Source organism: Citrobacter sp. wls717 (assembly GCF_005280955.1).
GTDB classification, from domain to species: Bacteria; Pseudomonadota; Gammaproteobacteria; order Enterobacterales; family Enterobacteriaceae; genus Citrobacter; species Citrobacter werkmanii.
Genome location: NZ_SZWW01000006.1, coordinates 110,117 through 133,435 on the forward strand (window position 1 = coordinate 110,117; position 23,319 = coordinate 133,435).

General features: G+C 54.3%; 23 protein-coding genes. 8 read left to right on the forward strand and 15 right to left on the reverse strand.

Going from position 1 to position 23,319, the window contains the following annotated elements; translation table 11 throughout:
• Window positions 1–5: 5 nt before the first annotated feature.
• Window positions 6–107, reverse strand: a complete 102-nt coding sequence (pyrL, locus tag FDX09_RS02930; RefSeq protein WP_003025819.1) for a pyr operon leader peptide — start codon at window positions 105–107, stop codon at window positions 6–8.
• On the opposite strand from pyrL, the gene FDX09_RS02935 reads away from it, so the two are divergent.
• The gene (locus tag FDX09_RS02935) at window positions 87–209 is read left to right on the forward strand and encodes a hypothetical protein (RefSeq protein WP_087857458.1); all 123 of its coding nucleotides are present in this window, start codon (window positions 87–89) and stop codon (window positions 207–209) included. The genes pyrL and FDX09_RS02935 overlap by 21 nt on opposite strands.
• Here FDX09_RS02935 and FDX09_RS02940 read toward each other — a convergent pair.
• The 5 genes from FDX09_RS02940 to arcA form a co-directional block, all read right to left on the reverse strand.
• The gene (locus tag FDX09_RS02940; protein WP_038636746.1) at window positions 206–685 is read right to left on the reverse strand and encodes an arginine repressor; all 480 of its coding nucleotides are present in this window, start codon (window positions 683–685) and stop codon (window positions 206–208) included. The genes FDX09_RS02935 and FDX09_RS02940 overlap by 4 nt on opposite strands.
• Before the next feature lie 144 nt (window positions 686–829).
• Window positions 830–2,233, reverse strand: a complete 1,404-nt coding sequence (locus tag FDX09_RS02945) for a YfcC family protein (protein WP_038636748.1) — start codon at window positions 2,231–2,233, stop codon at window positions 830–832.
• A 55-nt stretch (window positions 2,234–2,288) separates the two neighbouring features.
• The gene (argF, locus tag FDX09_RS02950) at window positions 2,289–3,293 is read right to left on the reverse strand and encodes an ornithine carbamoyltransferase (RefSeq protein WP_085048409.1); all 1,005 of its coding nucleotides are present in this window, start codon (window positions 3,291–3,293) and stop codon (window positions 2,289–2,291) included.
• A gap of 56 nt (window positions 3,294–3,349) precedes the next feature.
• A complete protein-coding gene (arcC, locus tag FDX09_RS02955) occupies window positions 3,350–4,282 on the reverse strand; it encodes a carbamate kinase (RefSeq protein WP_121529890.1) in 933 nt (310 codons plus the stop codon).
• 9 nt (window positions 4,283–4,291) lie between these two features.
• Window positions 4,292–5,512 carry an arginine deiminase gene (gene arcA, locus FDX09_RS02960; RefSeq protein WP_085048408.1) on the reverse strand — a complete coding sequence of 407 codons (1,221 nt, stop codon included), beginning with the start codon at window positions 5,510–5,512 and terminating at the stop codon, window positions 4,292–4,294.
• Between the two features lie 672 nt (window positions 5,513–6,184).
• Here arcA and FDX09_RS02965 point away from each other — a divergent pair.
• Complete coding sequence (locus tag FDX09_RS02965; RefSeq protein WP_121529891.1) at window positions 6,185–6,637, forward strand: YhcH/YjgK/YiaL family protein; 453 nt, start codon at window positions 6,185–6,187, stop codon at window positions 6,635–6,637.
• 108 nt (window positions 6,638–6,745) lie between these two features.
• Here FDX09_RS02965 and argF (FDX09_RS02970) read toward each other — a convergent pair whose 3' ends face one another.
• Window positions 6,746–7,750, reverse strand: a complete 1,005-nt coding sequence (argF, locus tag FDX09_RS02970) for an ornithine carbamoyltransferase (RefSeq protein ID WP_069324775.1) — start codon at window positions 7,748–7,750, stop codon at window positions 6,746–6,748.
• 163 nt (window positions 7,751–7,913) lie between these two features.
• On the opposite strand from argF (FDX09_RS02970), the gene rraB reads away from it, so the two are divergent.
• The 3 genes from rraB to FDX09_RS02985 all read left to right on the forward strand — a co-directional run bounded on the left by rraB (window position 7,914) and on the right by FDX09_RS02985 (window position 10,147).
• Entirely contained in the window at window positions 7,914–8,339 is a 426-nt protein-coding gene (gene rraB / locus FDX09_RS02975) for a ribonuclease E inhibitor RraB (RefSeq protein ID WP_005134179.1), read from the forward strand.
• 51 nt (window positions 8,340–8,390) lie between these two features.
• The gene (gene miaE, locus FDX09_RS02980) at window positions 8,391–9,149 is read left to right on the forward strand and encodes a tRNA isopentenyl-2-thiomethyl-A-37 hydroxylase MiaE (RefSeq protein ID WP_121529893.1); all 759 of its coding nucleotides are present in this window, start codon (window positions 8,391–8,393) and stop codon (window positions 9,147–9,149) included.
• A 167-nt stretch (window positions 9,150–9,316) separates the two neighbouring features.
• Entirely contained in the window at window positions 9,317–10,147 is an 831-nt protein-coding gene (locus FDX09_RS02985) for a hypothetical protein (RefSeq protein ID WP_038636769.1), read from the forward strand.
• A gap of 26 nt (window positions 10,148–10,173) precedes the next feature.
• Here FDX09_RS02985 and FDX09_RS02990 read toward each other — a convergent pair whose 3' ends face one another.
• From FDX09_RS02990 to pepA, 4 genes are all read right to left on the reverse strand, one after another.
• Complete coding sequence (locus FDX09_RS02990; protein ID WP_038636772.1) at window positions 10,174–10,677, reverse strand: GNAT family N-acetyltransferase; 504 nt, start codon at window positions 10,675–10,677, stop codon at window positions 10,174–10,176.
• Between the two features lie 220 nt (window positions 10,678–10,897).
• Window positions 10,898–13,753: a valine--tRNA ligase gene (locus tag FDX09_RS02995; RefSeq protein ID WP_121529894.1), complete on the reverse strand. Its 2,856-nt coding sequence runs from the start codon at window positions 13,751–13,753 to the stop codon at window positions 10,898–10,900.
• Window positions 13,753–14,196 carry a DNA polymerase III subunit chi gene (gene holC, locus FDX09_RS03000; protein WP_038636780.1) on the reverse strand — a complete coding sequence of 148 codons (444 nt, stop codon included), beginning with the start codon at window positions 14,194–14,196 and terminating at the stop codon, window positions 13,753–13,755. Before holC ends, FDX09_RS02995 begins: the two co-directional genes overlap by 1 nt.
• Before the next feature lie 144 nt (window positions 14,197–14,340).
• Window positions 14,341–15,852, reverse strand: a complete 1,512-nt coding sequence (gene pepA / locus FDX09_RS03005; RefSeq protein WP_038636783.1) for a leucyl aminopeptidase — start codon at window positions 15,850–15,852, stop codon at window positions 14,341–14,343.
• A 153-nt stretch (window positions 15,853–16,005) separates the two neighbouring features.
• On the opposite strand from pepA, the gene FDX09_RS23755 reads away from it, so the two are divergent.
• From FDX09_RS23755 to lptG, 3 genes are all read left to right on the forward strand, one after another.
• The gene (locus FDX09_RS23755; protein WP_212723231.1) at window positions 16,006–16,056 is read left to right on the forward strand and encodes a hypothetical protein; all 51 of its coding nucleotides are present in this window, start codon (window positions 16,006–16,008) and stop codon (window positions 16,054–16,056) included.
• Window positions 16,057–16,118: 62 nt separating this feature from the next.
• Window positions 16,119–17,219: an LPS export ABC transporter permease LptF gene (gene lptF / locus FDX09_RS03010; protein WP_137346762.1), complete on the forward strand. Its 1,101-nt coding sequence runs from the start codon at window positions 16,119–16,121 to the stop codon at window positions 17,217–17,219.
• Window positions 17,219–18,301 (forward strand): LPS export ABC transporter permease LptG, encoded by a 1,083-nt coding sequence (gene lptG, locus FDX09_RS03015; protein WP_038636788.1) that lies wholly within the window; start codon window positions 17,219–17,221, stop codon window positions 18,299–18,301. The genes lptF and lptG overlap by 1 nt, the downstream gene beginning before the upstream one ends.
• A 39-nt stretch (window positions 18,302–18,340) precedes the next feature.
• Here lptG and FDX09_RS03020 read toward each other — a convergent pair whose 3' ends face one another.
• The 4 genes from FDX09_RS03020 to idnO all read right to left on the reverse strand — a co-directional run bounded on the left by FDX09_RS03020 (window position 18,341) and on the right by idnO (window position 23,315).
• Window positions 18,341–19,843, reverse strand: a complete 1,503-nt coding sequence (locus FDX09_RS03020; RefSeq protein WP_085048488.1) for a helicase HerA-like C-terminal domain-containing protein — start codon at window positions 19,841–19,843, stop codon at window positions 18,341–18,343.
• Between the two features lie 79 nt (window positions 19,844–19,922).
• Window positions 19,923–20,921, reverse strand: a complete 999-nt coding sequence (locus tag FDX09_RS03025) for a LacI family DNA-binding transcriptional regulator (RefSeq protein WP_085048403.1) — start codon at window positions 20,919–20,921, stop codon at window positions 19,923–19,925.
• 52 nt (window positions 20,922–20,973) lie between these two features.
• Window positions 20,974–22,293 carry a gnt-II system L-idonate transporter gene (idnT, locus tag FDX09_RS03030; protein WP_137346763.1) on the reverse strand — a complete coding sequence of 440 codons (1,320 nt, stop codon included), beginning with the start codon at window positions 22,291–22,293 and terminating at the stop codon, window positions 20,974–20,976.
• A gap of 257 nt (window positions 22,294–22,550) precedes the next feature.
• Entirely contained in the window at window positions 22,551–23,315 is a 765-nt protein-coding gene (idnO, locus tag FDX09_RS03035) for a gluconate 5-dehydrogenase (RefSeq protein ID WP_038636797.1), read from the reverse strand.
• Window positions 23,316–23,319 lie beyond the last annotated feature (4 nt).

A 23,319-nucleotide genomic window follows, 5' to 3' on the forward strand; every position in this document is an offset into this window, starting at 1 on the left:
GCCCCTCAATTGAGGGGCTCGGAATGGGTGATCAACGGAAAGAAAAACGGCAGGCCAGCGTCCTTTTTCAGACGCGGTAAGACAAAATGTCGTACACACTGAACCATACATCCTCCCGGCAAATTGTCCGCGATTATACTCAGCTACGTTATGGGATCAAGCGAAAAATGCACGATTTATTCATCGCAAACGGTTCTTCTGAATTTTAATTCATTTTAAAGAGATAATTAATCTGCTTGTGAACCAGGCCCGTTCGCTGCACGACGCGCGGCGCGACCCAGACGATACTGCTGCCGGCAATGACGCCCAGAATTTCCGGCAAGGCGTGATAATCGAGGATTCTGGCAACCGCGCGACCATATCCTGCAGCGGTGTGAATGAGGATAAACTCGCTATTGTGTTCTATGCTGACCACCATTTCAGCGATCGATCGCGCCGCATCAGGAGCGGGTCGTGACTGAGGATTGACAGAATAAATTTTTTGCCCTTTTGTATTTCTTATTTTTATGGCCCCAAGCAACTTCAGCAAACGAGACACCGTCGACTGACTAATACTGGTAAAGCCGTGGCTTTGCAGATCGCGGCGCAGCGCTTCCTGTGACAGGTAGCTTTTTTCGCTAATCAGGCGCTGACACATCGCCAGCTGTTTTTGCTCTTTGGCAGAGTAATCATCGAATTCCTTCATAAAATCACCTTATATTTCTTATCTGTATCAATGCGATGGCGAAATTCACCACATTTGCAGTATCAATAACGGCTCAAACGGGCGGTTGTGCAGAAAAACGAGAGAACGATCAAAAAAGCCGTCGGATACCGACGGCTAAAAGAGCTACAGCATCGCGCCGATACTCAGGACGACCATGTTCAGTAACGTCAAAATAAGCAGTAACGGAGCGACCCATTTCAGGTAACGCACATAGGGAACGCGCGCGATGGCCAGTCCCCCCATCACAACCGCAGAGGTGGGCGTAATCAGATTCACAATGCCGGAAGCGGATTGATACGCGGTGACGACCAGATCCCTCTGTACATGCGCGAAGTCGGCCAGCGGGGCCATAATGGGCATGGTGAGGACCGCCAGCCCAGAGGACGATGGGACCAGGAAGGAGAGCAACACTTCCAGCCAATAGGTCACATTGATGAAAATGGTGGTGGAAAGGCCGGAGACTATATTTTCGGCGCTGTGCAGAATGGTGTGAGTGATCATGCCGTTATCCATCACCACGACGATGCCGCGCGCAATACCGATAATCAGCGCCACGCCAAGCAGATCCCGCGCACCGTCAATGAACGTACTGGTAAATGCCTCTTCACTCATGCGGGCGATTACGCCGACGATAATCGCAGCAGCCAGAAAGACTGCGGATATTTCTGCCATCCACCATCCGAGTACCGCCACCCCATAGATCATTACCGCAAAGGCGGCGGCGAAAATCAGCAGGATCCATTTCCGCGTTGCCGTGAATTCCAGATTGGTATTGGCGCGACTACCGAGAAAATGGGCGCGGTTTTCCTCCATTTTATCCGCCACGATAGACAGCTCAGGATGGCTGCGAACTTTCCGGGCATAGCGCATGACCCACACCACGCAGATCACATAGCCGACGACCAGCAGCAGAATGCGCATCAGCATTCCCTGGGTGAAGGGGATCCCGGCCGCGTTGGCAGCGATAACCGTTGCGAACGGGTTAATGGTCGAACCGAGTGTGCCGATACCTGCGCCGAGCAAAACGGTCGCAGCAGCGACCAGTGGATCAAAGCGGGCCGCCATCATTACCGGGACGAGCAGCGTGTAAAAAGGTAGCGACTCTTCCGCCATCCCGTAAATCGTACCGCCGGCGGCGAAAAGTCCCATCAGGATGGGGATCATCCACTCTTCTTTGCCGTTAAGCCTGACCGTCACGCGTTCGATACCGGCGTCGATGGCCCCCGTTTTATTTACCACGCCGAGAAAACCGCCGATGATCAGGACAAACAGCGCCACATCAATGGCGCCGGCGGTGTAGGTCTCGTGATTATAAAGACCGTCAATTGGCGCCAGCAGTACAGCGGTAATACCTTGTGGATGCGCCTCTGTGGGGGCATAAGTCCCGGCAACCGGCACTTCTTTACCCAGGGTCGCATTCATCGCCATCTGGTATTTCCCTGCCGGGACAATCCAGGTCATAACAGCGACGAGTGCAATAAGAATAAACAGGATGGTATACGCGCTGGGAAATTTGAATTTGCCCATGATGTTCTCCGGATAGCTCGGGCATATGCCGTCAGGCGACATATGCCCGCAGGGGTTAGTCGCCGAGTGTCGCTACCATGACCGCTTTGATGGTATGCATCCGGTTTTCTGCTTCGTCGAAGACGATGGAGTGTGCTGACTCGAACACCTCTTCCGTGACCTCAAGCCCTTTCAGGCCGTAAGCCGCTTCGATTTCACGCCCAACTTTGGTGTGTTCGTTATGGAAGGCGGGCAGACAGTGCATAAATTTCACATTGGGGTTGCCGGTTGCGTTGATGACTCGCTGGTTAATCTGGTAAGGCGTCATCAGGCTTACGCGTTCTGCCCATGCCTCTTTGGGTTCGCCCATGGAGACCCAGACATCGGTATAGAGGAAATCCACGTCGTAAACGCCTTCCTCAACGTCCTCTGTGAGCGTAATGCGCGCGCCTGTCACGCTGGCGATTTCACGGCATTCGGCAACCAGCGTCTCATCCGGCCAGAAGGATTTAGGGGCGACGAGGCGGATGTCCATCCCCATTTTCGCCGCGCCAACCATCAGCGAATTACCCATGTTATTGCGGGCGTCACCGAGGTAGGCGAAGCTCAGTTCAGGTAAGGTTTTGCCCGGCGCGTGTTCCAGCATGGTCATCAGATCCGCAAGGATCTGCGTAGGGTGAAATTCGTTGGTCAGTCCGTTCCATACCGGAACACCGGCGAACTGCCCCAGTTCTTCGACGATCTCCTGGCCATATCCGCGATATTCGATGCCGTCGTACATGCGGCCTAACACGCGGGCGGTATCTTTCATCGATTCTTTGTGACCAATCTGCGAGCCGCTTGGGCCGAGATAGGTCACCTGCGCGCCCTGATCAAAAGCGCCAACCTCAAAGGCGCAGCGGGTGCGGGTTGAGGTTTTTTCGAAGATGAGCGCGATATTTTTACCGACCAGCGTCTGTCTTTCGCGTCCGGCCTTTTTCGCCGTTTTTAATTCGATAGCCAGATCGATCAGGTACTGGATCTCTGCCGGGGTGTAGTCGAGCAATTTAAGAAAATTGCGATTTTTTAAGTTAACAGTCATCAGAATGTCCTTATGTAGGCCGGATAAGGCGCAGTCGCCCATCCGGCAAAAATGGGTCACGCGTCGTAAGCAATGGTTTCGGGCCGAATCAATGTGCCTTTCTCTCCCGAGAGAATGGCCGGGCCGTCGGCCAGGGAGCCGATGCCTGCTATCCCCTGGCATTGAGAGACAAAATTCGCGCAGGCGGTAACTTTCGGCCCCATAGAACCGGCGTCGAACTGCATCTCGCTGAGTATTTCGGGGGTGACCTGAGCCAGAGGGCGCTGGGTGGGTTTGCCCCAGTCGAGGTACACCGCGTCGGCATCGGTCAGGATGAGCAACGCATCAGCATGAAGCTGGCTGGCGAGCAGGGCGGCGGAGAGATCTTTGTCGATTACGGCTTCAATGCCGTGGTAGCCATCGGCTTTTTCCACGACCGGCACACCGCCGCCGCCATTGCAGATGACCAGATGATCGCGGGCGATCAACGCCTGGATCGCGTCACTTTCAACAATACGTTTGGGCTGCGGAGAGGGCACAACGCGACGGAACGCTTTACCATCGGCTTTGAAAACCCAGCCTTTTTCCACCTGTAATGCACTGGCCTGGGTTTGGTCGTAAATGGGGCCGATATATTTGGTGGGATTGCTGAAGGCTGGATCGTGGGCATCGACTTCAACCTGCGTCAGCAGGACGCTAATTTCTCGCTGTGGAAGCTGGTTTTTCAGCGCCTGTTGCAACATATAGCCAATCATTCCCTGACTTTCCGCGCCGAGAATGTCGAGCGGATAGGGGGTGACGCTGGCGTAAGCGCTGTTTTGTAACGCCAGCAGTCCAACCTGTGGGCCATTGCCGTGTACCAGAATCACACGCCACTGTTGCGTAAGCCGGGCGATGGTTTTTGCCGCCAGCTCAATATTCTTACGTTGGATGTCTGCTTCCAGCGGCTCGCCGCGTTTGAGCAGCGCGTTGCCGCCCAGAGCCACAACCAGGGTTGGTTTATTTTCCATGACGTCTCCTTAAATACCGTCGCGTTCCAGCGGGCAGCTCATGCAGCGCGCGCCGCCGCGTCCGCGTCCAAGTTCGTCGCCAGGAATGGGTAAAACGGTGATGCCGGCTTTGTCGTATTTCTCGTTGGTCCAGATATTGCGCTCGTAACCCACAACAACGCCGGGGCGTAGCGTCAGGACGTTGTTGGCGTCATTCCACTGTTCACGTTCGGCTTCGAAGGCGTCACCTCCGGTAGTAATCAGGCGAATTTGATCGAGCCCCAGCGCTTTTTCCAGGGCATGGATCAGCGTACTTTCCTGCGTCCGTTTCAGGCCGCCGCGCCCGTCTGGCGTCAGAGTCCAGCACTGCACGTCCGGGCGCACCACTTCCGGGTAGACAGAGAAGGTATCGATATCGATGTGGGTCATCACGGTGTCGAGATGCATACAGGAACGATGCTTAGGCAGTTCGACCGCGATGACGCGCTCTGCCTGGCGATGCTTGAAGAGTGACTGGGCAAGGAACTCGATTCCCTGTGGCGTGGTGCGCTCAGACATGCCAATAAGTACCGCACCGCGACCAATGACCAGCACATCTCCACCTTCTAATGTGGCGTGGTCGTAATTAATATTTTCATCACCGAAATATTTAATAAATTCACCATCGGCGAATTGCGGGTGCCAACGGTAAATCGCCCGCAGATTATTAGTTTCTCGTTGCCGGGCAGTTTTAGCCATCGGATTAATCGACACGCCGTTATATATCCAGCATGAGGTGTCGCGGGTAAATAAATGGTTGGGCAATGGCTTCATAATAAAATCATTAATATCATGAGTATCCACCACCATATTTTTTATAGAGGCAGGGATTTCGCCATAGGTCAGGCCGCCGCTTAAATGCCGTGCCAGTTCCCGGTGCTGCATGTCCGCAAGCCAGGCGCGGACATCGGCGGCGAAAGTGGGTCCAAGGCGATAATCAGAAATTTGCGTATCCAGCAGCCAGCTTTTAGCGTCGGGAATATCCAGGGTTTGTGTTAATAAATCAGTGAGTAACAGAACCTCAATTCCCTCCTGGCGCAGCGTGTTGGCGAAAATGTCGTGCTCTTCACCTGCACGTTCTACCGAAAGCACATCATCAAAAAGCAGCTCCTGACAGTTGGATGGCGTCAGCCTTTTTAAGCTGAGATTAGGGCGATGCAGCATCACGCTACGTAATTGACCGATTTCAGAACCGACATAATGCTTTTCCATCATTATTCCTTTAATACGATTTTAAAAAATAAAGAGGAGATGGCTGCAAATGCAATTTATTGCAGTCATGATTTTTCAGCTGATTTCAGAATCTATATTTAGATCTTATTTGATACGGAAACGTGATTTGTTTCACAGTCGGTTCGATATTTGAATTTGCTTTCCTAATATATGAGATGGCTCTGAGATTTTAAAAAATAATAAATACAATAACTGAATTGCTACGCATGAATATGTCTTGTTATTTATCTATGTTAATTTTATGTACATTTTTAAAAATATATGCATTTAATAATTAATTGATTTTTATGTGTTTTTTATTATGAGGTGAATGTTTATGCGGTTCTGTGATTCTATTATTTGTACGGGACAGTTTATTGCCAAATAAATATGGTGGCGAACAAAGCGAGTGGGGGAGGTGTGAATTGTGATCGACGGCTGGGTTTTATCATAACACTTTCAAAACCAGTAAGTTACCAGCAAAGAGAAAAATGAGAGGGTAAGAGTTATGCAGTGTTTATGCATAACCTGATGCGTTAGGTTAACAACTATCTAACATCATCAGCGATAAACATGCGTTGCCGCAAAATATCGGTAATTAGGAGTGGTATGACAGGCCGTTTTTTCGTATAACAACAAAAATGAAACGATGTTTTAATTAAGGGGTTTGAGATGATTGTCGGCAATATTCACAACCTGGGTGCCTGGCTGCCGGAAGAGCTGCGTCAGGCGATTGAGCACATTAAAACGCATGTTACGGATGCGACGGAAAAGGGTAAGCATGACATCGATGGCGATCGCCTATTTTATCTGATTGCCGAAGATATGACGGAGCCGTTTGCACAGCGCCGTGCCGAGTATCATGCCCGCTATCTGGATATTCAGATCCTGCTCAAAGGGCAGGAAGGCATGACCTTCAGTACGCAGCCTGCGGGCGCGCCGGAAACTGACTGGCTGGCGGATAAAGACATTGCCTTCCTGCCGGAAGGGGCACAGGAGAAAACGGTAGTTCTGAACGAAGGTGACTTTGTGGTGTTCTATCCGGGGGAAGTGCATAAACCGCTGTGCGCAGTCGGCGCTCCGGCGCTGGTACGCAAAGCGGTGGTGAAATTGCTGGTGGAGTAAGCGTGTTTGCCGGAGGGCGGCTTCGCCTTGCCCGGCCTACGGTAGCGCGGTTGTAGGCCGGATAAGATGCTGAACATCGCCATCCGGCAAATCAATCACGCAACACTATCATTTGGAAAGCGTCGCCACCATTACCGCTTTAATGGTGTGCATCCGGTTTTCCGCCTGATCAAATACGATGCTGGCGGGTGACTCAAAGACGTCGTCGGTCACTTCCATCCCGCCGTGCAAACCGTACTGTTGCGCCATTTGTTTGCCAAGCGTGGTTTGATCGTCATGGAACGCGGGCAGGCAGTGCAGAAATTTAACCTGCGGATTGCCGGTGAGCGCCATCATCGCGCTGTTTACCTGATATTTGCGCAGCAGCGCAATACGCTCGGCCCACTTCTCTTTCGCTTCGCCCATTGACACCCATACGTCGGTGTAGATGAAGTCCGCACCTTTTACGCCCGTGGCGACATCTTCCGTCAGCGTAATATTGCCACCGTTTTTCTGTGCCAGCGCTTTGCATTCTGCCACCAGACTCTCATCCGGCCAGCAGGCCTGCGGTGCAACCAGACGCAGATCTAACCCAGTTAACGCGGCGGCTTCCAGCATCGAATTGCCCATATTGTTACGGGCATCGCCGGTGTAGACCAACGCCATCTCATTAAATGCTTTACCCGGCAGGTGTTCCTGCATAGTTAACAGATCCGCCAGTAACTGGGTGGGATGAAACTCGTTAGTTAATCCATTCCATACCGGCACCCCGGCATATTCCGCCAGCGTTTCCACCACTTCCTGACCGTGACCCCGATACTGAATACCGTCGTACATGCGGCCGAGTACGCGGGCGGTATCTTTAATCGACTCTTTATGCCCAATCTGGCTGCCGCTTGGCCCGAGATACGTTACGCGAGCGCCCTGATCGTATGCGGCAACTTCGAAAGAGCAACGAGTACGAGTCGAGTCTTTTTCGAAGATGAGCGCGATATTTTTACCGGTGAGTTGAGCGACCTCGGTGCCGTTTTTCTTATCTGCCTTGAGCTGCGCGGCGAGCTTGAGCAGTGACGTGAGTTCAGCAGAGGTGAAATCAAGCAGTTTCAAAAAGTGCTTCTGATAAAACGTAGACATGGTTTCCTCACATGGCTTAAGCCATTTATTGAATTAAAATTCAATTTATATGGATGTTTATTCATTTGCAACCTTGTTTAACAAATCTTTCCTGGAAAGGTGGAGGCAATGACAGCGGTATGTGACAATAAGAGTATCGGCAGGACATTATGAGGAACGAGCCATGGCAAACCCGGAACTACTGGAAGAGCAGCGTGAAGAAACACGCTTGATTATTGAAGAGTTACTCGAAGATGGCAGCGATCCAGACGCGCTGTACACTATCGAGCATCACCTTTCCGCGGACGACTTTGAAACCCTGGAAAAAGCGGCAGTAGAAGCCTTCAAGCTGGGTTATGAAGTGACCGAGCCGGAAGAGCTTGAAGTCGAAGAAGGCGACACGGTTATTTGTTGTGACATCCTCAGCGAATGCGCCCTGAATGCCGAGCTGATTGACGCTCAGGTTGAGCAACTGATGAACCTGGCTGAAAAATTTGAAGTGGAATACGACGGTTGGGGCACCTATTTTGAAGACCCGAACGGCGAAGAAGGCGAAGATGGCGACGATGAAGACTTCGTCGACGAAGATGATGACGGCGTGCGTCACTAAGTCATCTGCTGACCTGCGGTAGCCCAGGCTGCCGCAGGCCAAGGACAACGTATGGATTACCCGCAAATATTCTCCCCGATCCACAACTTCCTGCAATGTAAAACGCCTCAGGCCTGGCTTGATAAAGCGCGAGACCCGGCGAATCTGCCGCTGTTACTGACCGATCACCTCGTCTGCGAACTGAAAGCGGCGCAAACGGCAATGCTGCTGGTGCGTAAGTATGCCGCGGATAAACAGGGATCGCAGGCGCTGCTGGACTGGCTAAAACCCTATGAAGCCTTTGCTTTCAGGGAAGGGGATGAGCCGGATTTTATCGCACTGAATAAACAGATAAGCAAAAGCGTTATGCCGCAAACCGACGACCCGTGGGGACGAAAGCTTATCGACAGCATGGTGTTGCTGATCAAAGAAGAGCTGCATCACTTCTCGCAGGTACGCGAGGCGATGACGATCCGCAATATCCCTTACATCAAAATGACCGCCAGTCGTTACGCCAAAGGTATGCTCAAAGAGGTTCGCACCCACGAGCCGCTGACGCTGATCGACAAGCTGATTTGCGGGGCGTATATCGAAGCCCGTTCCTGTGAACGGTTTGCCGCGCTGGCGCCGTATCTGGAGGCGGATTTGCAGGCGTTTTACCTGTCGCTGCTGCGATCCGAGGCTCGGCACTATCAGGATTATCTGGCGCTGGCGCAGCAGGTTTCTGCTGACGATATCAGCGACCGGGTGCGGTTTTTTGGCGAAGTCGAAGCCGCGTTGATTACCTCTCCTGACGACGAGTTCCGCTTTCACAGCGGCATACCGGCTTGATTCCTTCTGTGACGCGCGCTGTTCAATCATCGCGCGTTTTACCTCTTCTCCATTTCCGCTAGCAAAATCTGGTGGCTGGAAATCGCCCGCCGCTGCCGTAATAATCAAAACACACGAAGGGGGAAATATATCTCCTTACTTGAGATTGTTTTGCATAAGGATGGTTAATGAACTGGGCTCACGTATTGTTAGCAGGCTATATCGGGGTGGTGATTGCCATCGTCGTTGGCATGTTCCGTAAAAAAGGGTGGCTGGGCAAGATCTCTGGCGCGGTGGTCTTTGTGGTGGCGATTATTGCGTGGAATCTGTTTGATGTGCACTACCTGATCCCACGTGAAAACCCGGATTATGGTCTGACCGAAGAGCAGCAGTTTGAAAAGGCGATGCTCTCTAATCCGGCGTTTCAGGTGATTAAGGAACAGGAGCCTGCGCTGACGCAAAAAATAATCAGCCAGGCAGCGCAGATGAAAAAAGCAGGGAGCAGTGAACAGCAGGTTATCGACGCGATACAGCCGCAGATTCTTCAGTTGCAAATGGCACGATTGCAGCAAGCTCCTGATGCCAATGTCATTGAATATATGAAAATTAATCTTGAGCAGATCGCCGCTGTGGCCAAAATAGGTGATGATGAATGCTTCCGCTTCCTGTTTCCGGCGGTAAAAGGTGGGATTAACCCGGCACGTCTTGTTCCGCGTGAGATCATGGATCGTCGTATGGCGAGTGACATGAGCATGATGTACGCCTCTCACGGACCGAAAAAACATACGGTTACGGCAGAGGAAAAGCAACTGGCGCTTCAGGACCTGCAAAGCATCAGCCCTGGCCTGGTACAGCGCTATGGACCGGATATTCAAATCATGGCCGATCCGACTAAAGCTGTCGGCAAAGAGAAGATTGCCTGTGAGATAGTGCAGGATCTCTGGTCACAGGTGTTGAAGCTGCCGACCGCGCGTTCGGCCGGCGTGATTCGTCTGATGCTTTCGGCTGAGATGCAGTAAGGTCAATATGGCCCCTCGGCGTAAGGTCAGAGGGGCTTCAACATCCGCACTTCACAATCCACGTGCCCGGTACAGCCCAGCGCTTCGCTGATGTGCTCAAAGCCTAAATGTTCATACAGGCGAATAGCCTCAGTCAGAAACGCGGTCGTTTCCAGATAGCACTGCTTAAAACCCTGCTCACGGGCGTGATCCAGCGCCATCAGCGCCAGCTTTTTCGCCAGCCCCTGGCCGCGTACGCTCGACAGGAAATACATCTTCTGCAGCTCGCAAATGTCCGGCTCGCTACAGCCTAACGGCGCGACGCCGCCGCCGCCCACCACCTGACCATTCTGCTCAACGACCCAATAGGCTGCGCCCGGCTGGCTGTAAACCTGGAACAGTTCATCCAGATTTGGGTCGGCCACGGTATAGCCTTTATCAGCGGTAAGCCCGTATTCGGCGGAAACCTGGCGGATAACGCGGGCGATGGCGGCGTTATCGTCGGCGGTAAGACGACGCAGCGTCGCAAAGACAGGGGTAGTAACACTCATAGCGAACTCATGACAGAAACGTGGAACATATGCAGTTAATAACACTGCGGGGAGGGGAAGTGCAAGCGATGATAATTCAATAAAAAGCCTCTGATGCACACGCTCAGAGGCTTTTTATTCGTCAGTGGTGTCGGATGCGCTACGCTTATCCGACCTACGTTGACGCTGCCCGTTGGCCGGATAAGCGCAGCGCCATCCGGCAAATATACGGGCACGATGATTACAGCGCGGCGATAACCGCCTGCTGCTCAATCAGCTTCGCTTTGGCTTCCGCGTAACCGTCCAGCTTCTCACGCTCTTTGGCGATCACCGCTTCCGGCGCACGAGCGACGAAACCTTCGTTGGAAAGTTTGCCTTCGATACGGGCAATCTCACCTTCGATTTTCGCCACTTCTTTCGCCAGACGCGCCAGCTCATCTTCTTTGTTGATGAGGCCAGCCATCGGGATCAGCAGTTCGGCGCCGTCGATGATTTTGGTCACGGAAACCGGACCTTTGTCATCGGCAGGCAGCACGGTGATGCTTTCCAGACGCGCCAGGTTAAGCAGGAAGCTACGGTTGTCGTTCACACGACGCATCGCGTCAGCGCTGCAACCACGCAGCAGCAGCTCCAGCGGTTTGCCCGGCGCGATGTTCATTTCCGCACGGATATTACGTACGGCGACGATCGCCTGCTTCAGCCATTCGGTATCGGCCAACGCGGCTTCATCAACCTGCGCGGCGTTATATTCCGGGAACGGCTGCAGCATGATGGTGTCAGCGGTAATACCGCAAATGACCTTCACGCGCTGCCAGATGGTTTCGGTGATGAACGGGATGATCGGATGCGCCAGGCGCAGCAGACCTTCCAGCACGGTGACCAGCGTATTGCGGGTGCCGCGCAGTTCAGACTCGGAACCTCCGGTCATCACCGGTTTGGTCAGCTCCAGATACCAGTCACAGAACTGGTTCCAGGTGAATTCGTACAGAATGCCCGCGGCGATGTCGAAGCGGAAGTTATCCAGCGCTTCGCGGTACGCTTTAACGGTCTGGTTGAATTCAGCCAGGATCCAGCGGTCTGCCAGCGACAGGGTCATTTCGCCGCCGTTGAAGCCGCAATCCTGACCTTCAGTGTTCATCAGCACAAAGCGGCTGGCGTTCCACAGCTTGTTACAGAAGTTACGGTAACCTTCCAGGCGCTTCATATCCCAGTTGATGTCGCGGCCGGTCGAGGCCAGCGCCGCCAGGGTAAAGCGCAGGGCGTCGGTACCGTGCGGCTCAATGCCGTTCGGGAACTGCTTCTCGGTACGTTTGGCAATCTTCTCAGCCAGCTGCGGCTGCATCATGTTGCCGGTACGTTTTTCCAGCAGTTCCGGCAGGGAGATGCCGTCGACCATATCCAGCGGGTCAATGACGTTACCCTTGGATTTGGACATCTTCTGGCCTTCGTCGTCACGGATCAGACCGGTCATGTAGACGGTATGGAACGGCACCTGCGGCTTGCCGTTTTCATCTTTGATGAAGTGCATGGTCATCATGATCATGCGGGCAATCCAGAAGAAGATGATGTCGAAGCCGGAAACCATCACGCTGGTTGGGTGGAACTGACGCAGCGCGTCGGTGTTTTCCGGCCAGCCGAGGGTGGAGAAAGTCCACAGCGCGGAGGAGAACCAGGTGTCGAGAACGTCTTCGTCCTGACGAAGCGCAACGTCGGCGCCGAGGTTGTTTTCCTGGCGGACTTCGTCTTCGGTACGGCCTACATAAACGTTGCCGTCGTTGTCGTACCATGCCGGGATACGGTGACCCCACCACAGCTGACGAGAGATACACCAGTCCTGAATATCACGCATCCAGGAGAAGTACATGTTTTCGTACTGCTTCGGCACGAACTGAATGCTGCCGTTTTCAACGGCTTCAACCGCTGGTTTCGCCAGCACGTCGGCACGGACGTACCACTGGTCGGTCAGCATCGGTTCGATAACCACGCCGCCACGGTCGCCGTAAGGGACGGTCAGGTCGTGCGGTTTAATTTCTTCCAGCAGGCCCAGGGCGTCAACGGCTGCGACGATGGCCTTACGGGCTGCAAAGCGTTCCAGCTTCTGGAACTCAGCCGGGATCGCATTGGAGTAAACGTCGGACTCTTCGCCTTTGGTGTCGTACACTTCCGCGGTTTCACGGATGTCGCCGTCAAAGGTCAGAATGTTGATCATCGGCAGGCCGTGACGTTTCCCGACTTCGTAGTCATTAAAGTCGTGCGCCGGGGTGATCTTCACGCAGCCGGTGCCTTTTTCCATGTCGGCGTGTTCGTCGCCCACGATCGGAATACGGCGGTTAACCAGCGGCAGGACAACGAATTTACCGATCAGATCTTTGTAGCGCGGATCTTCCGGGTTAACGGCCACGCCGGTATCCCCGAGAATAGTTTCCGGACGGGTGGTAGCGACGACCAGGTAATCTTTACCGTCTGCGGTCTTCACGCCGTCGGCCAGCGGATAGCGGATGTGCCACATCGAGCCTTTGGACTCGCGGTTTTCCACTTCCAGGTCAGAGATGGCGGTGCGCAGTTTCGGGTCCCAGTTCACCAGGCGTTTGCCACGGTAAATCAGGTCTTCTTTGTACAGGCGAACAAAGACTTCTTTCACGGCATTGGAAAGACCTTCGTCCATGGTGAAGCGCTCGCGCTCCCAGTCAACGGAGTTGCCGAGACGGCGCATCTGACGGGTAATGGTGCCGCCAGATTCCGCTTTCCACTGCCAGATTTTGTCGATAAACGCTTCGCGACCGTAGTCGTGACGAGTTTTACCTTCTTCAGCGGCAATCTTACGCTCAACCACCATCTGGGTCGCGATACCCGCGTGGTCGGTACCGGCCTGCCACAGGGTGTTTTTGCCCTGCATGCGCTGGTAGCGGATCATGGTGTCCATGATGGTTTGCTGGAAAGCATGACCCATATGCAAACTGCCGGTGACGTTCGGCGGCGGGATCATGATGCAGAAGGACTCTTTGCTTTCATCGCCGTTAGGTTTGAAATAGCCCTGCTTTTCCCAGTGCTCGTAAAGCGGCTGTTCGATATCTTGTGGGTTATATGTCTTTTCCATTATTTCCAGGTTGCCGTATTCAGGTTAAAACCAGCCACGCGGTATGCTTTGTAGCGATCGCGTGCCGATTGTTTCAAAGAATCTTCGTAAGGGACGAAGTCTATCACTTCTGTGAAAGCGGTGGCAAAATCTGCAAAGCCAACGCGCAAACTGATCAGCAGGTCGCGCGGGCTGCTGTTGCGTTTTTCCGGCCAGGCAATCTCTACCGGCGAGCCGCCTCTGGGACCTTCACCCGCCAGATTATGCGGCACGAAGCTTTCTGCCGGTCTTGCCCACAGGGCCTCATCAAGGCGAAAGGCCTGCTTTTCGTTTTCGCAGGCGATCAGCACACGCTTGCCAGCACGCCAACGTTCTGCGGCAATTTCACACACAAGTTGCTCGACGGCGCTTAAGCCATCAACGGTAGTGTCATTATCCAGAAGATAGAACGTCGCATTCTTCATATATGGGGCTTCTTGTGGTGGATTTAAATACAAGGCCGGGTGACCCGGCCTTTTCGCCTGATGGCGACGCTCGCGCGTCTTATCAGGCTTACAGCTTGCTGCTTTGTAGGCCGGATAAGCGTAGCGCCATCCGGCATTTACACATTACTCGTCGCCGTTAAATCCGGCGCGATTGAGCAGGAACTGCGACAGCAGCGCTACCGGACGACCGGTGGCGCCTTTGGCTTTACCGGAACGCCATGCGGTACCCGCGATGTCCAGGTGCGCCCAGTTATATTTACGGGTAAAGCGCGACAGGAAGCAGCCTGCGGTGATAGCGCCGCCAGGACGGCCGCCGATGTTGGCCATATCCGCAAAGTTGGACTCCAGCTGTTCCTGGAATTCATCACCCAACGGCAGACGCCACGCGCGGTCGCCCGCCTGCTCGGAAGCACCGATCAGCTCGTGCGCGAGCGGATTGTGGTTCGACATCAGGCCGGTGATGTGATGGCCCAATGCAATCACGCACGCGCCGGTCAGCGTTGCCACATCAATGACCGCTTCCGGTTCAAAACGCTCGACGTAGGTTAACACGTCGCACAGTACCAGACGGCCTTCAGCATCGGTGTTCAGTACTTCAACGGTTTGACCAGACATGGTCGTCAGCACATCGCCTGGGCGATACGCGCGGCCGCCCGGCATGTTTTCGCAGCCCGCCAGTACGCCGACGACGTTGATTGGCAACTGTAGCTCCGCCACCATGCGCATCACGCCGTAAACCGCTGCCGCGCCGCACATGTCGTATTTCATCTCATCCATACCTTCGGCAGGTTTGATGGAGATACCGCCGGAGTCAAAGGTTAACCCTTTACCCACCAACACGATCGGGCGTACGTCTTCGGATTCGACACCTTTATACTCAATCACCGACATCAGCGATTCATTTTGCGAACCATTGCCGACCGCAAGATAGGAGTGCATGCCCAGCTCTTTCATCTGCTGCTCACCGATGACGCGAGTGACAACATTTTTGCTATAGCTGTCAGCCAACTGACGCGCCTGAGAAGCCAGGTAGGCGGCGTTACAGATATTCGGCGGCATATTGCCGAGATCTTTTGCCGCTTTGATCCCGGCGGCAATCGCCAGGCCGTGCTGAATGGCACGTTCACCGCTGGTCAGTTCGCGGCGGGTCGGTACGTTGAAGACCATTTTACGCAGCGGACGACGTGGTTCGCTTTTGTTAGTCTTCAACTGATCAAAGCTGTACAGCGTTTCCTGGGCCGTCTCAACGGCCTGACGTACTTTCCAGTAGTTATTGCGGCCTTTGACGTGCAGCTCAGTCAGGAAACAGACGGCTTCCATCGAGCCTGTATCATTCAGGGTATTTATAGTTTTCTGAATGACCTGCTTATACTGACGTTCATCAAGCTCACGCTCTTTACCACAACCGATGAGGAGAATTCGCTCAGACAGGACATTAGGAACATGGTGCAGCAACAGGGTTTGACCCGGTTTGCCTTCCAGTTCGCCACGACGCAGCAGTGCGCTGATGTACCCGTCGCTGATCTTGTCGAGCTGTTCTGCAATCGGAGAGAGGCGGCGTGGTTCAAAGACGCCCACAACGATGCAGGCACTCCGCTGTTTCTCCGGGCTACCGCTTTTTACACTGAACTCCATGCACTACGCTCCTGAATCTTAAAGACAACGGCGGTGGCTACGGATAGAATTGCAAGCTTTCGTAACTCATTCCCGCTGTTGCGGTGACTTCGTGTTAATCTTAACGTTATTACGGCATTGGCACGTCAGAACAATTTCTGAGAGGTGGATCCGTTGAGTATAATGATCTTAGCGACGATTTCGACGACTCAAGAGAATAAATGACGTTTAAGCCATGAAACAAGCTAAATTCCGGCAAAAGACGGGTTTTTACGGGCGTATTTAAAGTGATAATCATAAGATATCTGGTTCGGGAAACGCTCAAAAGCCAACTTGCGATCCTTTTCATCCTGCTTTTGATCTTCTTTTGTCAAAAGTTAGTCAGGATCCTTGGTGCGGCGGTTGACGGTGATATCCCGGCGAATCTGGTACTCTCGCTGCTGGGGCTGGGCGTGCCAGAAATGGCGCAACTTATCTTGCCCTTAAGCCTGTTCCTCGGGCTGCTGATGACGCTGGGCAAACTGTATACCGAAAGTGAAATTACGGTCATGCACGCCTGTGGGCTGAGCAAGGCTGTGCTCGTGAAAGCGGCGATGGTGCTGGCGTTGTTTACCAGTATTATTGCGGCGGTTAACGTGATGTGGGCCGGACCGTGGTCCTCCAGGCATCAGGACGAAGTGCTGGCGGAAGCGAAAGCTAACCCCGGCATGGCTGCGCTTGCTCAGGGGCAATTCCAGCAGGCGACTAACGGCGGTTCGGTGCTGTTTATCGAAAGCGTTGACGGCAGCAACTTCAAAGATGTATTCCTCGCGCAAATCCGCCCGAAAGGTAATGCCCGTCCTTCGGTGGTGGTGGCTGATTCCGGACATCTTACCCAGATGCGCGATGGCTCCCAGGTCGTGACGCTGAACCAGGGCACGCGCTTTGAAGGGACCGCGCTGCTGCGTGATTTCCGCATCACTGACTTCCAGGATTATCAGGCGATTATTGGCCATCAGGCTGTGGCGCTGGATCCAAACGATACCGACCAGATGGATATGCGTACGCTGTGGACGACCGACAACGATCGTGCTCGCGCGGAGCTGACCTGGCGTATCACGTTAGTATTCACCGTATTTATGATGGCGCTGATGGTCGTACCGCTGAGCGTGGTGAACCCGCGTCAGGGGCGCGTACTGTCGATGCTGCCCGCCATGCTGCTCTATTTGCTGTTCTTCCTGGTCCAGACATCCCTGAAGTCGAACGGCGGCAAAGGTAAGCTGGATCCGGTGTTCTGGATGTGGACGGTTAACCTGGTGTATCTGGCGCTGGCGATTGTACTTAACCTCTGGGATACGGTGCCTATGCGCCGCTTGCGTGCCCGTTTTATGCGTAAAGGAGCGGTATAATGCAGCCCTTTGGTGTACTTGACCGCTATATCGGTAAAACCATTTTCACCACCATCATGATGACGTTGTTCATGCTGGTGTCGCTCTCCGGGATCATCAAGTTCGTCGACCAGCTGAAAAAAGCCGGGCAGGGGAGCTACGATGCGATGGGCGCCGGGCTGTATACCCTACTCAGCGCACCAAAAGATATCCAGATTTTCTTCCCGATGGCGGCGCTGCTCGGCGCGTTGTTGGGGCTGGGCATGTTGGCTCAGCGCAGTGAACTGGTGGTAATGCAGGCTTCCGGCTTTACCCGTATGCAGGTGGCGCTGTCGGTGATGAAAACCGCGATTCCGCTGGTGCTGTTGACGATGGCCATCGGTGAATGGGTGGCGCCGCAGGGCGAACAGATGGCGCGTAACTACCGTGCGCAGCAGATGTACGGTGGCTCGCTGCTCTCTACCCAGCAGGGTCTGTGGGCGAAAGATGGTGACAGCTTTGTCTACATCGAGCGGGTGAAAGGCGACGCCGAATTAGGCGGAATTAGTATCTACTCCTTTAACGATAAGCGTCGTTTGCAGTCCGTTCGCTATGCTGCGAGCGCGACGTTTGACCCGGAGCAGAAGGTGTGGCGTCTGTCGCAGGTGGATGAATCTAACCTGACCGATCCAAAGCAAATCACTGGTTCGCAGATGGTGAGCGGGACCTGGAAAACCAACCTTACGCCGGACAAGCTCGGCGTCGTCGCGCTGGATCCTGATGCGCTCTCGATTAGCGGTCTGCATAACTACGTGAAGTATCTGAAGTCGAGCGGCCAGGACGCCGGACGTTACCAGCTCAATATGTGGAGCAAAGTCTTCCAGCCGTTGTCAGTGGCGGTCATGATGCTGATGGCGCTGTCGTTTATCTTTGGCCCGCTGCGTAGCGTCCCGATGGGCGTGCGCGTGGTGACAGGGATTAGCTTCGGTTTTGTGTTCTATGTGCTGGACCAAATCTTTGGCCCATTAACGCTGGTGTACGGCATTCCGCCGATTATCGGCGCGTTGCTGCCTAGCGCCAGCTTCTTCCTGATAAGCCTGTGGTTGATGCTGCGTAAGTCGTAATATCCGCCCCTCCCGTAGTGCGGGAGGGGCGTTTCACTGCTAGCGTTTTCTGCCGCCCATCAAACTTCCCAACATGCCGCGAATTATCTGATTAGTGACCTGTCGCGCCGCGCTTTTCGCCACGCTCTGTACTACGCCATCGCGCTTACCGCCGCGTGGTCCGGTGCTGCCAAACAGAATATCTTTCAACCCCCCGAGAATACCGCCATCCACGTCGATCGCTTTACCGTTGGCGGGAGGCGTATTTTGCTGCTCGGTGCTGGCCTGTACGCCTTGCTGTAAACGCTCATAAGCGGACTCACGGTCGACCTCTTCCTCATATTTTCCGTACAATGAGGAGTGATTAATCAGCCCGTTGCGCTCGTCGTCGGTTACCGGTCCCATGCGCGAGCACGGCGCAATTACCATCGCCCGTTCCACCACTGAGGGGCTACCTTTGGCATCGAGGAAGGAAATTAGCGCTTCGCCGGTACCCAACTCCTGAATGGCTTTTTCGGTATCAAATGCCGGATTGGCGCGCATAGTTTGCGCCGCGGTTTTCACCGCTTTCTGATCTTTTGGCGTGAAGGCGCGCAGGGCATGTTGCACGCGGTTTCCCAACTGCCCGAGTACGTTGTCCGGAATATCGGACGGGTTTTGTGAAACGAACCACACGCCGACCCCTTTCGAGCGGATCAGGCGGATTACCTGTTCAATTTTATCCAGCAATACCTGCGGGGCGTCGTTGAACAACAAATGGGCTTCGTCGAAGAAGAACACCAGTTTTGGCTTCTCCAGATCGCCGGCTTCCGGCAGTTGTTCATACAGTTCGGAGAGCATCCACAGCAGGCTGGCGGCGTACAGTTTGGGCATCTGGTACAGCTTCTCGGCGCTGAGGATGTTGATTACCCCTTTACCGCTGGCGTCAGTGCGCATCCAGTCTTTGATATCCAGCATCGGCTCGCCAAAGAAGTGCGCCGCTCCCTGTTGTTCCAGTGACAACAGTCCGCGCTGGATAGCGCCCACCGAGGCGCTGCTGATGTTGCCGTACTGGTTCTGGAACGATTTAGCGTTATCGCCGATGTACTGCGTAATGGCCCGCAGATCTTTGAAATCGAGCAGCAACAGACCCTGGTCATCGGCAATACGGAAGATAATATCCAGCACGCCGGACTGCACATCGTTGAGATTCAGCAGACGCGCCAGCAGCAGCGGCCCGAGGTCAGAGACCGTGGCCCGCACCGGGTGGCCTTTTTCGCCGAAGATATCCCACACCGTGACCGGATTCGCATGCGGTTGCCAGTCGGTAATGCCGATGTTTTTCAGGCGGGCGAGCAGCTTTTCAGAGGCTTGTCCTTCCTGCGCTACGCCGGTTAAGTCACCTTTTACGTCGGCCATAAATACCGGCACGCCAATCTCAGACAGCGATTCGGCAAGTTTCTGTAGCGTGACGGTTTTACCGGTCCCGGTCGCGCCGGTAATCAGCCCGTGACGGTTGGCCATGCCTGGGAGTAAAAACAGTTCGGTGTCCGGCGTGCGGGCGATTAGCAGGGGTGCGCTCATTGAGATTTCCTCCATTTATCCTGCCTGGAGTATAGGCAATATGAATGAAAGAAAGTATGAGCAAGGGAGATAAAAAATCTTAAAGCGTATGGCCGTGATAAATCTGATACCCCAAATCCACGGTGTTGTGGTTATGGTCGTTGTTCTTGATTTTGCTCAGCAACATCTGCGCCGCCATACGGCCAATGTCGAAACGCGGGGTGATCACGCTGGCGAGGCTTGGGATCATCTGCCGCCCCATTTCCAGTCCGTGAAAACCAGCAATCGAGATCTGTTCCGGAACGGCCAGCTCGCGTTCGCGGCACAGCAGCAGCGCGCCCATCGCAATATCGTCGTTGGTGCAAAAGACGCCGTCTAAATCCGGATGTGCGGCGAGCGCGTCCCGCATCATCTGGGTGCCGAGATGAATGGACGAAATAGAACGCGGATTAACGCGCAGTGGCGACAGACACCGCCGCGTCATGGCATCGCAATAACCGCGATAGCGCTGTTCATCGCGCACGTCGTCTTTCGAACCCAGATAGAGGATTTTGCGGCGCGGGCGTTTATCCAGCATGGTGCTGACCATATCAAACGCCGCCTGACGGTTATCAAAGCCCACCTCCATGTCCAGACGGTCACCTTGAATATCCATCAGCTCGACCACCGGAATATTGGCTGAACGCAGAAATTTAACCGTGCGCAGAGTGTGATATTTCTCGGACAGAATAATGCCGTCGATATTGTACGACAGCAGGTTGATCACCGACTCTTCCTCGGATTCCCGGTCATAATTGTAGTTGGCGATCAGCGTCTGATAGTTATGGTCCGAGGTGACCGACTCAATACCGGCCAGAATGTCAGCGAACAGCTGGTTTTGAAACGAGGGGATCAGCACGCCGAGCGTATAGCTTTGCGCATTCAGCAGCATCGCGGGCGCGCGGTTGGGGATGTAATTAATCTCCTCCATAATCTGCGCAATGCGTTCACCGGTTTCCTTTGCGACCTTTTTCGGCGAGCGAATGTAGCGGCTCACCGTCATTTTGGTCACGCCCGCCAGTGTGGCGATATCTTGCAAAGAAATTCTGTGGTTCCTCATTTTCTCTCCCGTGCCGGGGAGCGCTGAACTGTGCTCCCCGGTGATGACCGTCTTAATGCAGGATGGCGTTCAGCGCCAGTACGCCCAGCAGACCCATAATGGAAATCAGCGTCTCCATCACCGTCCAGGTACGCAATGTTTCCCCAACGCTGAGATTAAAATAGCCTTTAAACAGCCAGAATCCCGGATCGTTAACGTGGGAGGCAATCACGCTGCCCGCGCCGGTAGCCAGCACCATCAGCGCCGGGTCGGCGTGAGTAACGTTAATAATCGGCAGCACCACGCCTGCGGTGGTGATCGCCGCCACGGTCGCAGAACCGAGCGCGATACGCAGCAACGCGGCGACCGTCCAGCACATCAGCAGCGGAGAGAGCGACGTGCCGGTCATCAGGTGCGAGATATACTGCCCCACGCCGCTGTCGACCAGTACCTGCTTAAACGCACCGCCCCCGGCGATGATGAACACAATCATCGCGATTGCGCCGATAGAGTCGCCAATGATATCCATAATTTGCTCGATCGTCCGTCCGTTACGTCGACCAAGGGTAAAAATGGCCAGCACGATGGCGATAAACAAGGCGACCGCAGGGTTGCCGATAAACTCAAAGAATACCCGCACGCTGTTGGACTTCGGCAGCGTAATTTCACATACCGCCGCCACCGCCATCAGTATGACCGGGATAACCGCCGCAAAGATACTGTTCCAGAACGACGGCATCTCTTCTTCGGTGAACAGATGCGGGTTGAATAACCCTTCCGGCGGCGCTTTCTCAAAGCGGGTCAGCAGCCTAGAGAACAGCGGCCCGGCGACAATTACCGTCGGGATGGTAATAATAAAGCCGTACAGCAGGGTGGTGCCGAGATTGGCCTCGAAAATGGTGGCAATCGCGGTGGGGCCCGGATGCGGCGGCAGGAAACAGTGGGTTACGGACAGCGCCGCCACCATCGGCACGCCGACATACAGCAGCGGCAGACCGGAAGAGGCCACCACCGTAAATACCAGCGGCAGCAGCAGAACAAAGCCGACTTCGAAGAACATCGCCAGACCGACGACCAGACCGGTGATCACCAGCGCCCACTGCACACGTTTCTTACCGAACGTGTCAATCAGCGTGGTGGCGATGCGCTGGGCTGCGCCGGTATCGGAGATCAGCTTGCCGAGCATCGCGCCAAACCCGAGGATCATCGCCAGCCCGCCGAGCGTACCGCCGATCCCATTTTGTATAGAGTGCAGAACGGCCTGGGCATCCATCCCTTCGGCAAAACCGACGACCGCCGCCACCAGGACCAGCGCAATAAAGCCGTTAACTTTAAAGCCAATCATCAGGACCAGAAGCAGCGCGACGCCTGCCGCAATTATTATTAATGGCATAATCGTTTCTCTTATATCCCCGTCATACTTCAAGTTGCAGGAGTGTTGGCTGCGCTCACTCACCCGAATCACTTACTCAAGTAAGCTCATCGGGTTCATTCACTTGCCGCGTTACTCGACCTGCGGCCTCGCCCCTTCAGGGTCAGCACAAGCGCTGTTCAAAATGCTTTTGGCATTTTGTCCTGCAACTCGAATGATTTCGGGTGGGTGCCAGTAAGGCAGCGCCTGGGCGCTGCGTGATGTTGCGTTGTGTTGTATCAGACGGCGACCAGCATGCCGCCATCGACGAACAACAGGTGCCCGTTAACAAAATCGGATGCTTTGGAAGAGAGAAATACCGCCGCGCCAATCAGCTCCTGCGGATCGCCCCAGCGCGCGGCAGGCGTACGTTTACACAGCCAGGAGGTAAAGGCTTCATCCTCGACCAACGCTTTGGTCATCTCGGTTTTGAAGTAGCCCGGCGCGATACCGTTGACCTGGATATTGTGGCGCGCCAGCTCAACGCACATCCCACGGGTGAGCATTTTTACCGCGCCTTTGGAGGCGGCGTACGGCGTAATGGTGTCGCGGCCCAGTTCGCTCTGCATGGAACAGATGTTGATGACCTTCCCGGCCTGGCGCTCCACCATGCGGCGAGTGACCGCCTGCGAGACCAGGAACACCGCCGTCTGGTTAACGGCAATCACATCGTTCCAGTCCTGTTCCGGGAACTCGGTAAAGGGATGGCGGCGCTGGATACCGGCGTTATTCACCAGCACATCAATTTGGCCAATGTCTTTTTCGATATGCTCGATGGCGGCATCAATGTCCTGTTTCTGCGTAACATTGAATGGCGCGGCAACGGCGCGGATCCCTTCCTGCTGCAGTTTGGCGACGGCGGCCTCCGCGCGCTCTGGCGTAATATCATTGACGATAATCTGCGCGCCATATTTACCCAAGCCGGTCGCCAGTAAATAACCAATACCCTGAGCCGAACCGGTGATCAGAATGTTTTTGCCGTCCAGTGAAAAAAGATCGTTCATCATG

Bases quoted from the DNA above. Each gene is read 5' to 3' on its own strand.
- lptG (WP_038636788.1), top strand. From the start codon at position 17,219: ATGCAGCCCTTTGGTGTACTTGACCGCTATATCGGTAAAACCATTTTC.
- holC (WP_038636780.1), bottom strand. From the start codon at position 14,196: ATGAAGAATGCGACGTTCTATCTTCTGGATAATGACACTACCGTTGAT.
- FDX09_RS02945 (WP_038636748.1), bottom strand. From the start codon at position 2,233: ATGGGCAAATTCAAATTTCCCAGCGCGTATACCATCCTGTTTATTCTT.
- argF (WP_085048409.1), bottom strand. From the start codon at position 3,293: ATGACTGTTAACTTAAAAAATCGCAATTTTCTTAAATTGCTCGACTAC.
- pepA (WP_038636783.1), bottom strand. From the start codon at position 15,852: ATGGAGTTCAGTGTAAAAAGCGGTAGCCCGGAGAAACAGCGGAGTGCC.
- FDX09_RS02990 (WP_038636772.1), bottom strand. From the start codon at position 10,677: ATGAGTGTTACTACCCCTGTCTTTGCGACGCTGCGTCGTCTTACCGCC.
- FDX09_RS02935 (WP_087857458.1), top strand. From the start codon at position 87: ATGTCGTACACACTGAACCATACATCCTCCCGGCAAATTGTCCGCGAT.
- FDX09_RS02940 (WP_038636746.1), bottom strand. From the start codon at position 685: ATGAAGGAATTCGATGATTACTCTGCCAAAGAGCAAAAACAGCTGGCG.
- idnO (WP_038636797.1), bottom strand. From the start codon at position 23,315: ATGAACGATCTTTTTTCACTGGACGGCAAAAACATTCTGATCACCGGT.
- FDX09_RS02965 (WP_121529891.1), top strand. From the start codon at position 6,185: ATGATTGTCGGCAATATTCACAACCTGGGTGCCTGGCTGCCGGAAGAG.
- argF (WP_069324775.1), bottom strand. From the start codon at position 7,750: ATGTCTACGTTTTATCAGAAGCACTTTTTGAAACTGCTTGATTTCACC.
- arcC (WP_121529890.1), bottom strand. From the start codon at position 4,282: ATGGAAAATAAACCAACCCTGGTTGTGGCTCTGGGCGGCAACGCGCTG.
- rraB (WP_005134179.1), top strand. From the start codon at position 7,914: ATGGCAAACCCGGAACTACTGGAAGAGCAGCGTGAAGAAACACGCTTG.
- FDX09_RS03025 (WP_085048403.1), bottom strand. From the start codon at position 20,921: ATGAGGAACCACAGAATTTCTTTGCAAGATATCGCCACACTGGCGGGC.
- miaE (WP_121529893.1), top strand. From the start codon at position 8,391: ATGGATTACCCGCAAATATTCTCCCCGATCCACAACTTCCTGCAATGT.
- pyrL (WP_003025819.1), bottom strand. From the start codon at position 107: ATGGTTCAGTGTGTACGACATTTTGTCTTACCGCGTCTGAAAAAGGAC.
- idnT (WP_137346763.1), bottom strand. From the start codon at position 22,293: ATGCCATTAATAATAATTGCGGCAGGCGTCGCGCTGCTTCTGGTCCTG.
- FDX09_RS02985 (WP_038636769.1), top strand. From the start codon at position 9,317: ATGAACTGGGCTCACGTATTGTTAGCAGGCTATATCGGGGTGGTGATT.
- arcA (WP_085048408.1), bottom strand. From the start codon at position 5,512: ATGGAAAAGCATTATGTCGGTTCTGAAATCGGTCAATTACGTAGCGTG.
- FDX09_RS03020 (WP_085048488.1), bottom strand. From the start codon at position 19,843: ATGAGCGCACCCCTGCTAATCGCCCGCACGCCGGACACCGAACTGTTT.
- FDX09_RS02995 (WP_121529894.1), bottom strand. From the start codon at position 13,753: ATGGAAAAGACATATAACCCACAAGATATCGAACAGCCGCTTTACGAG.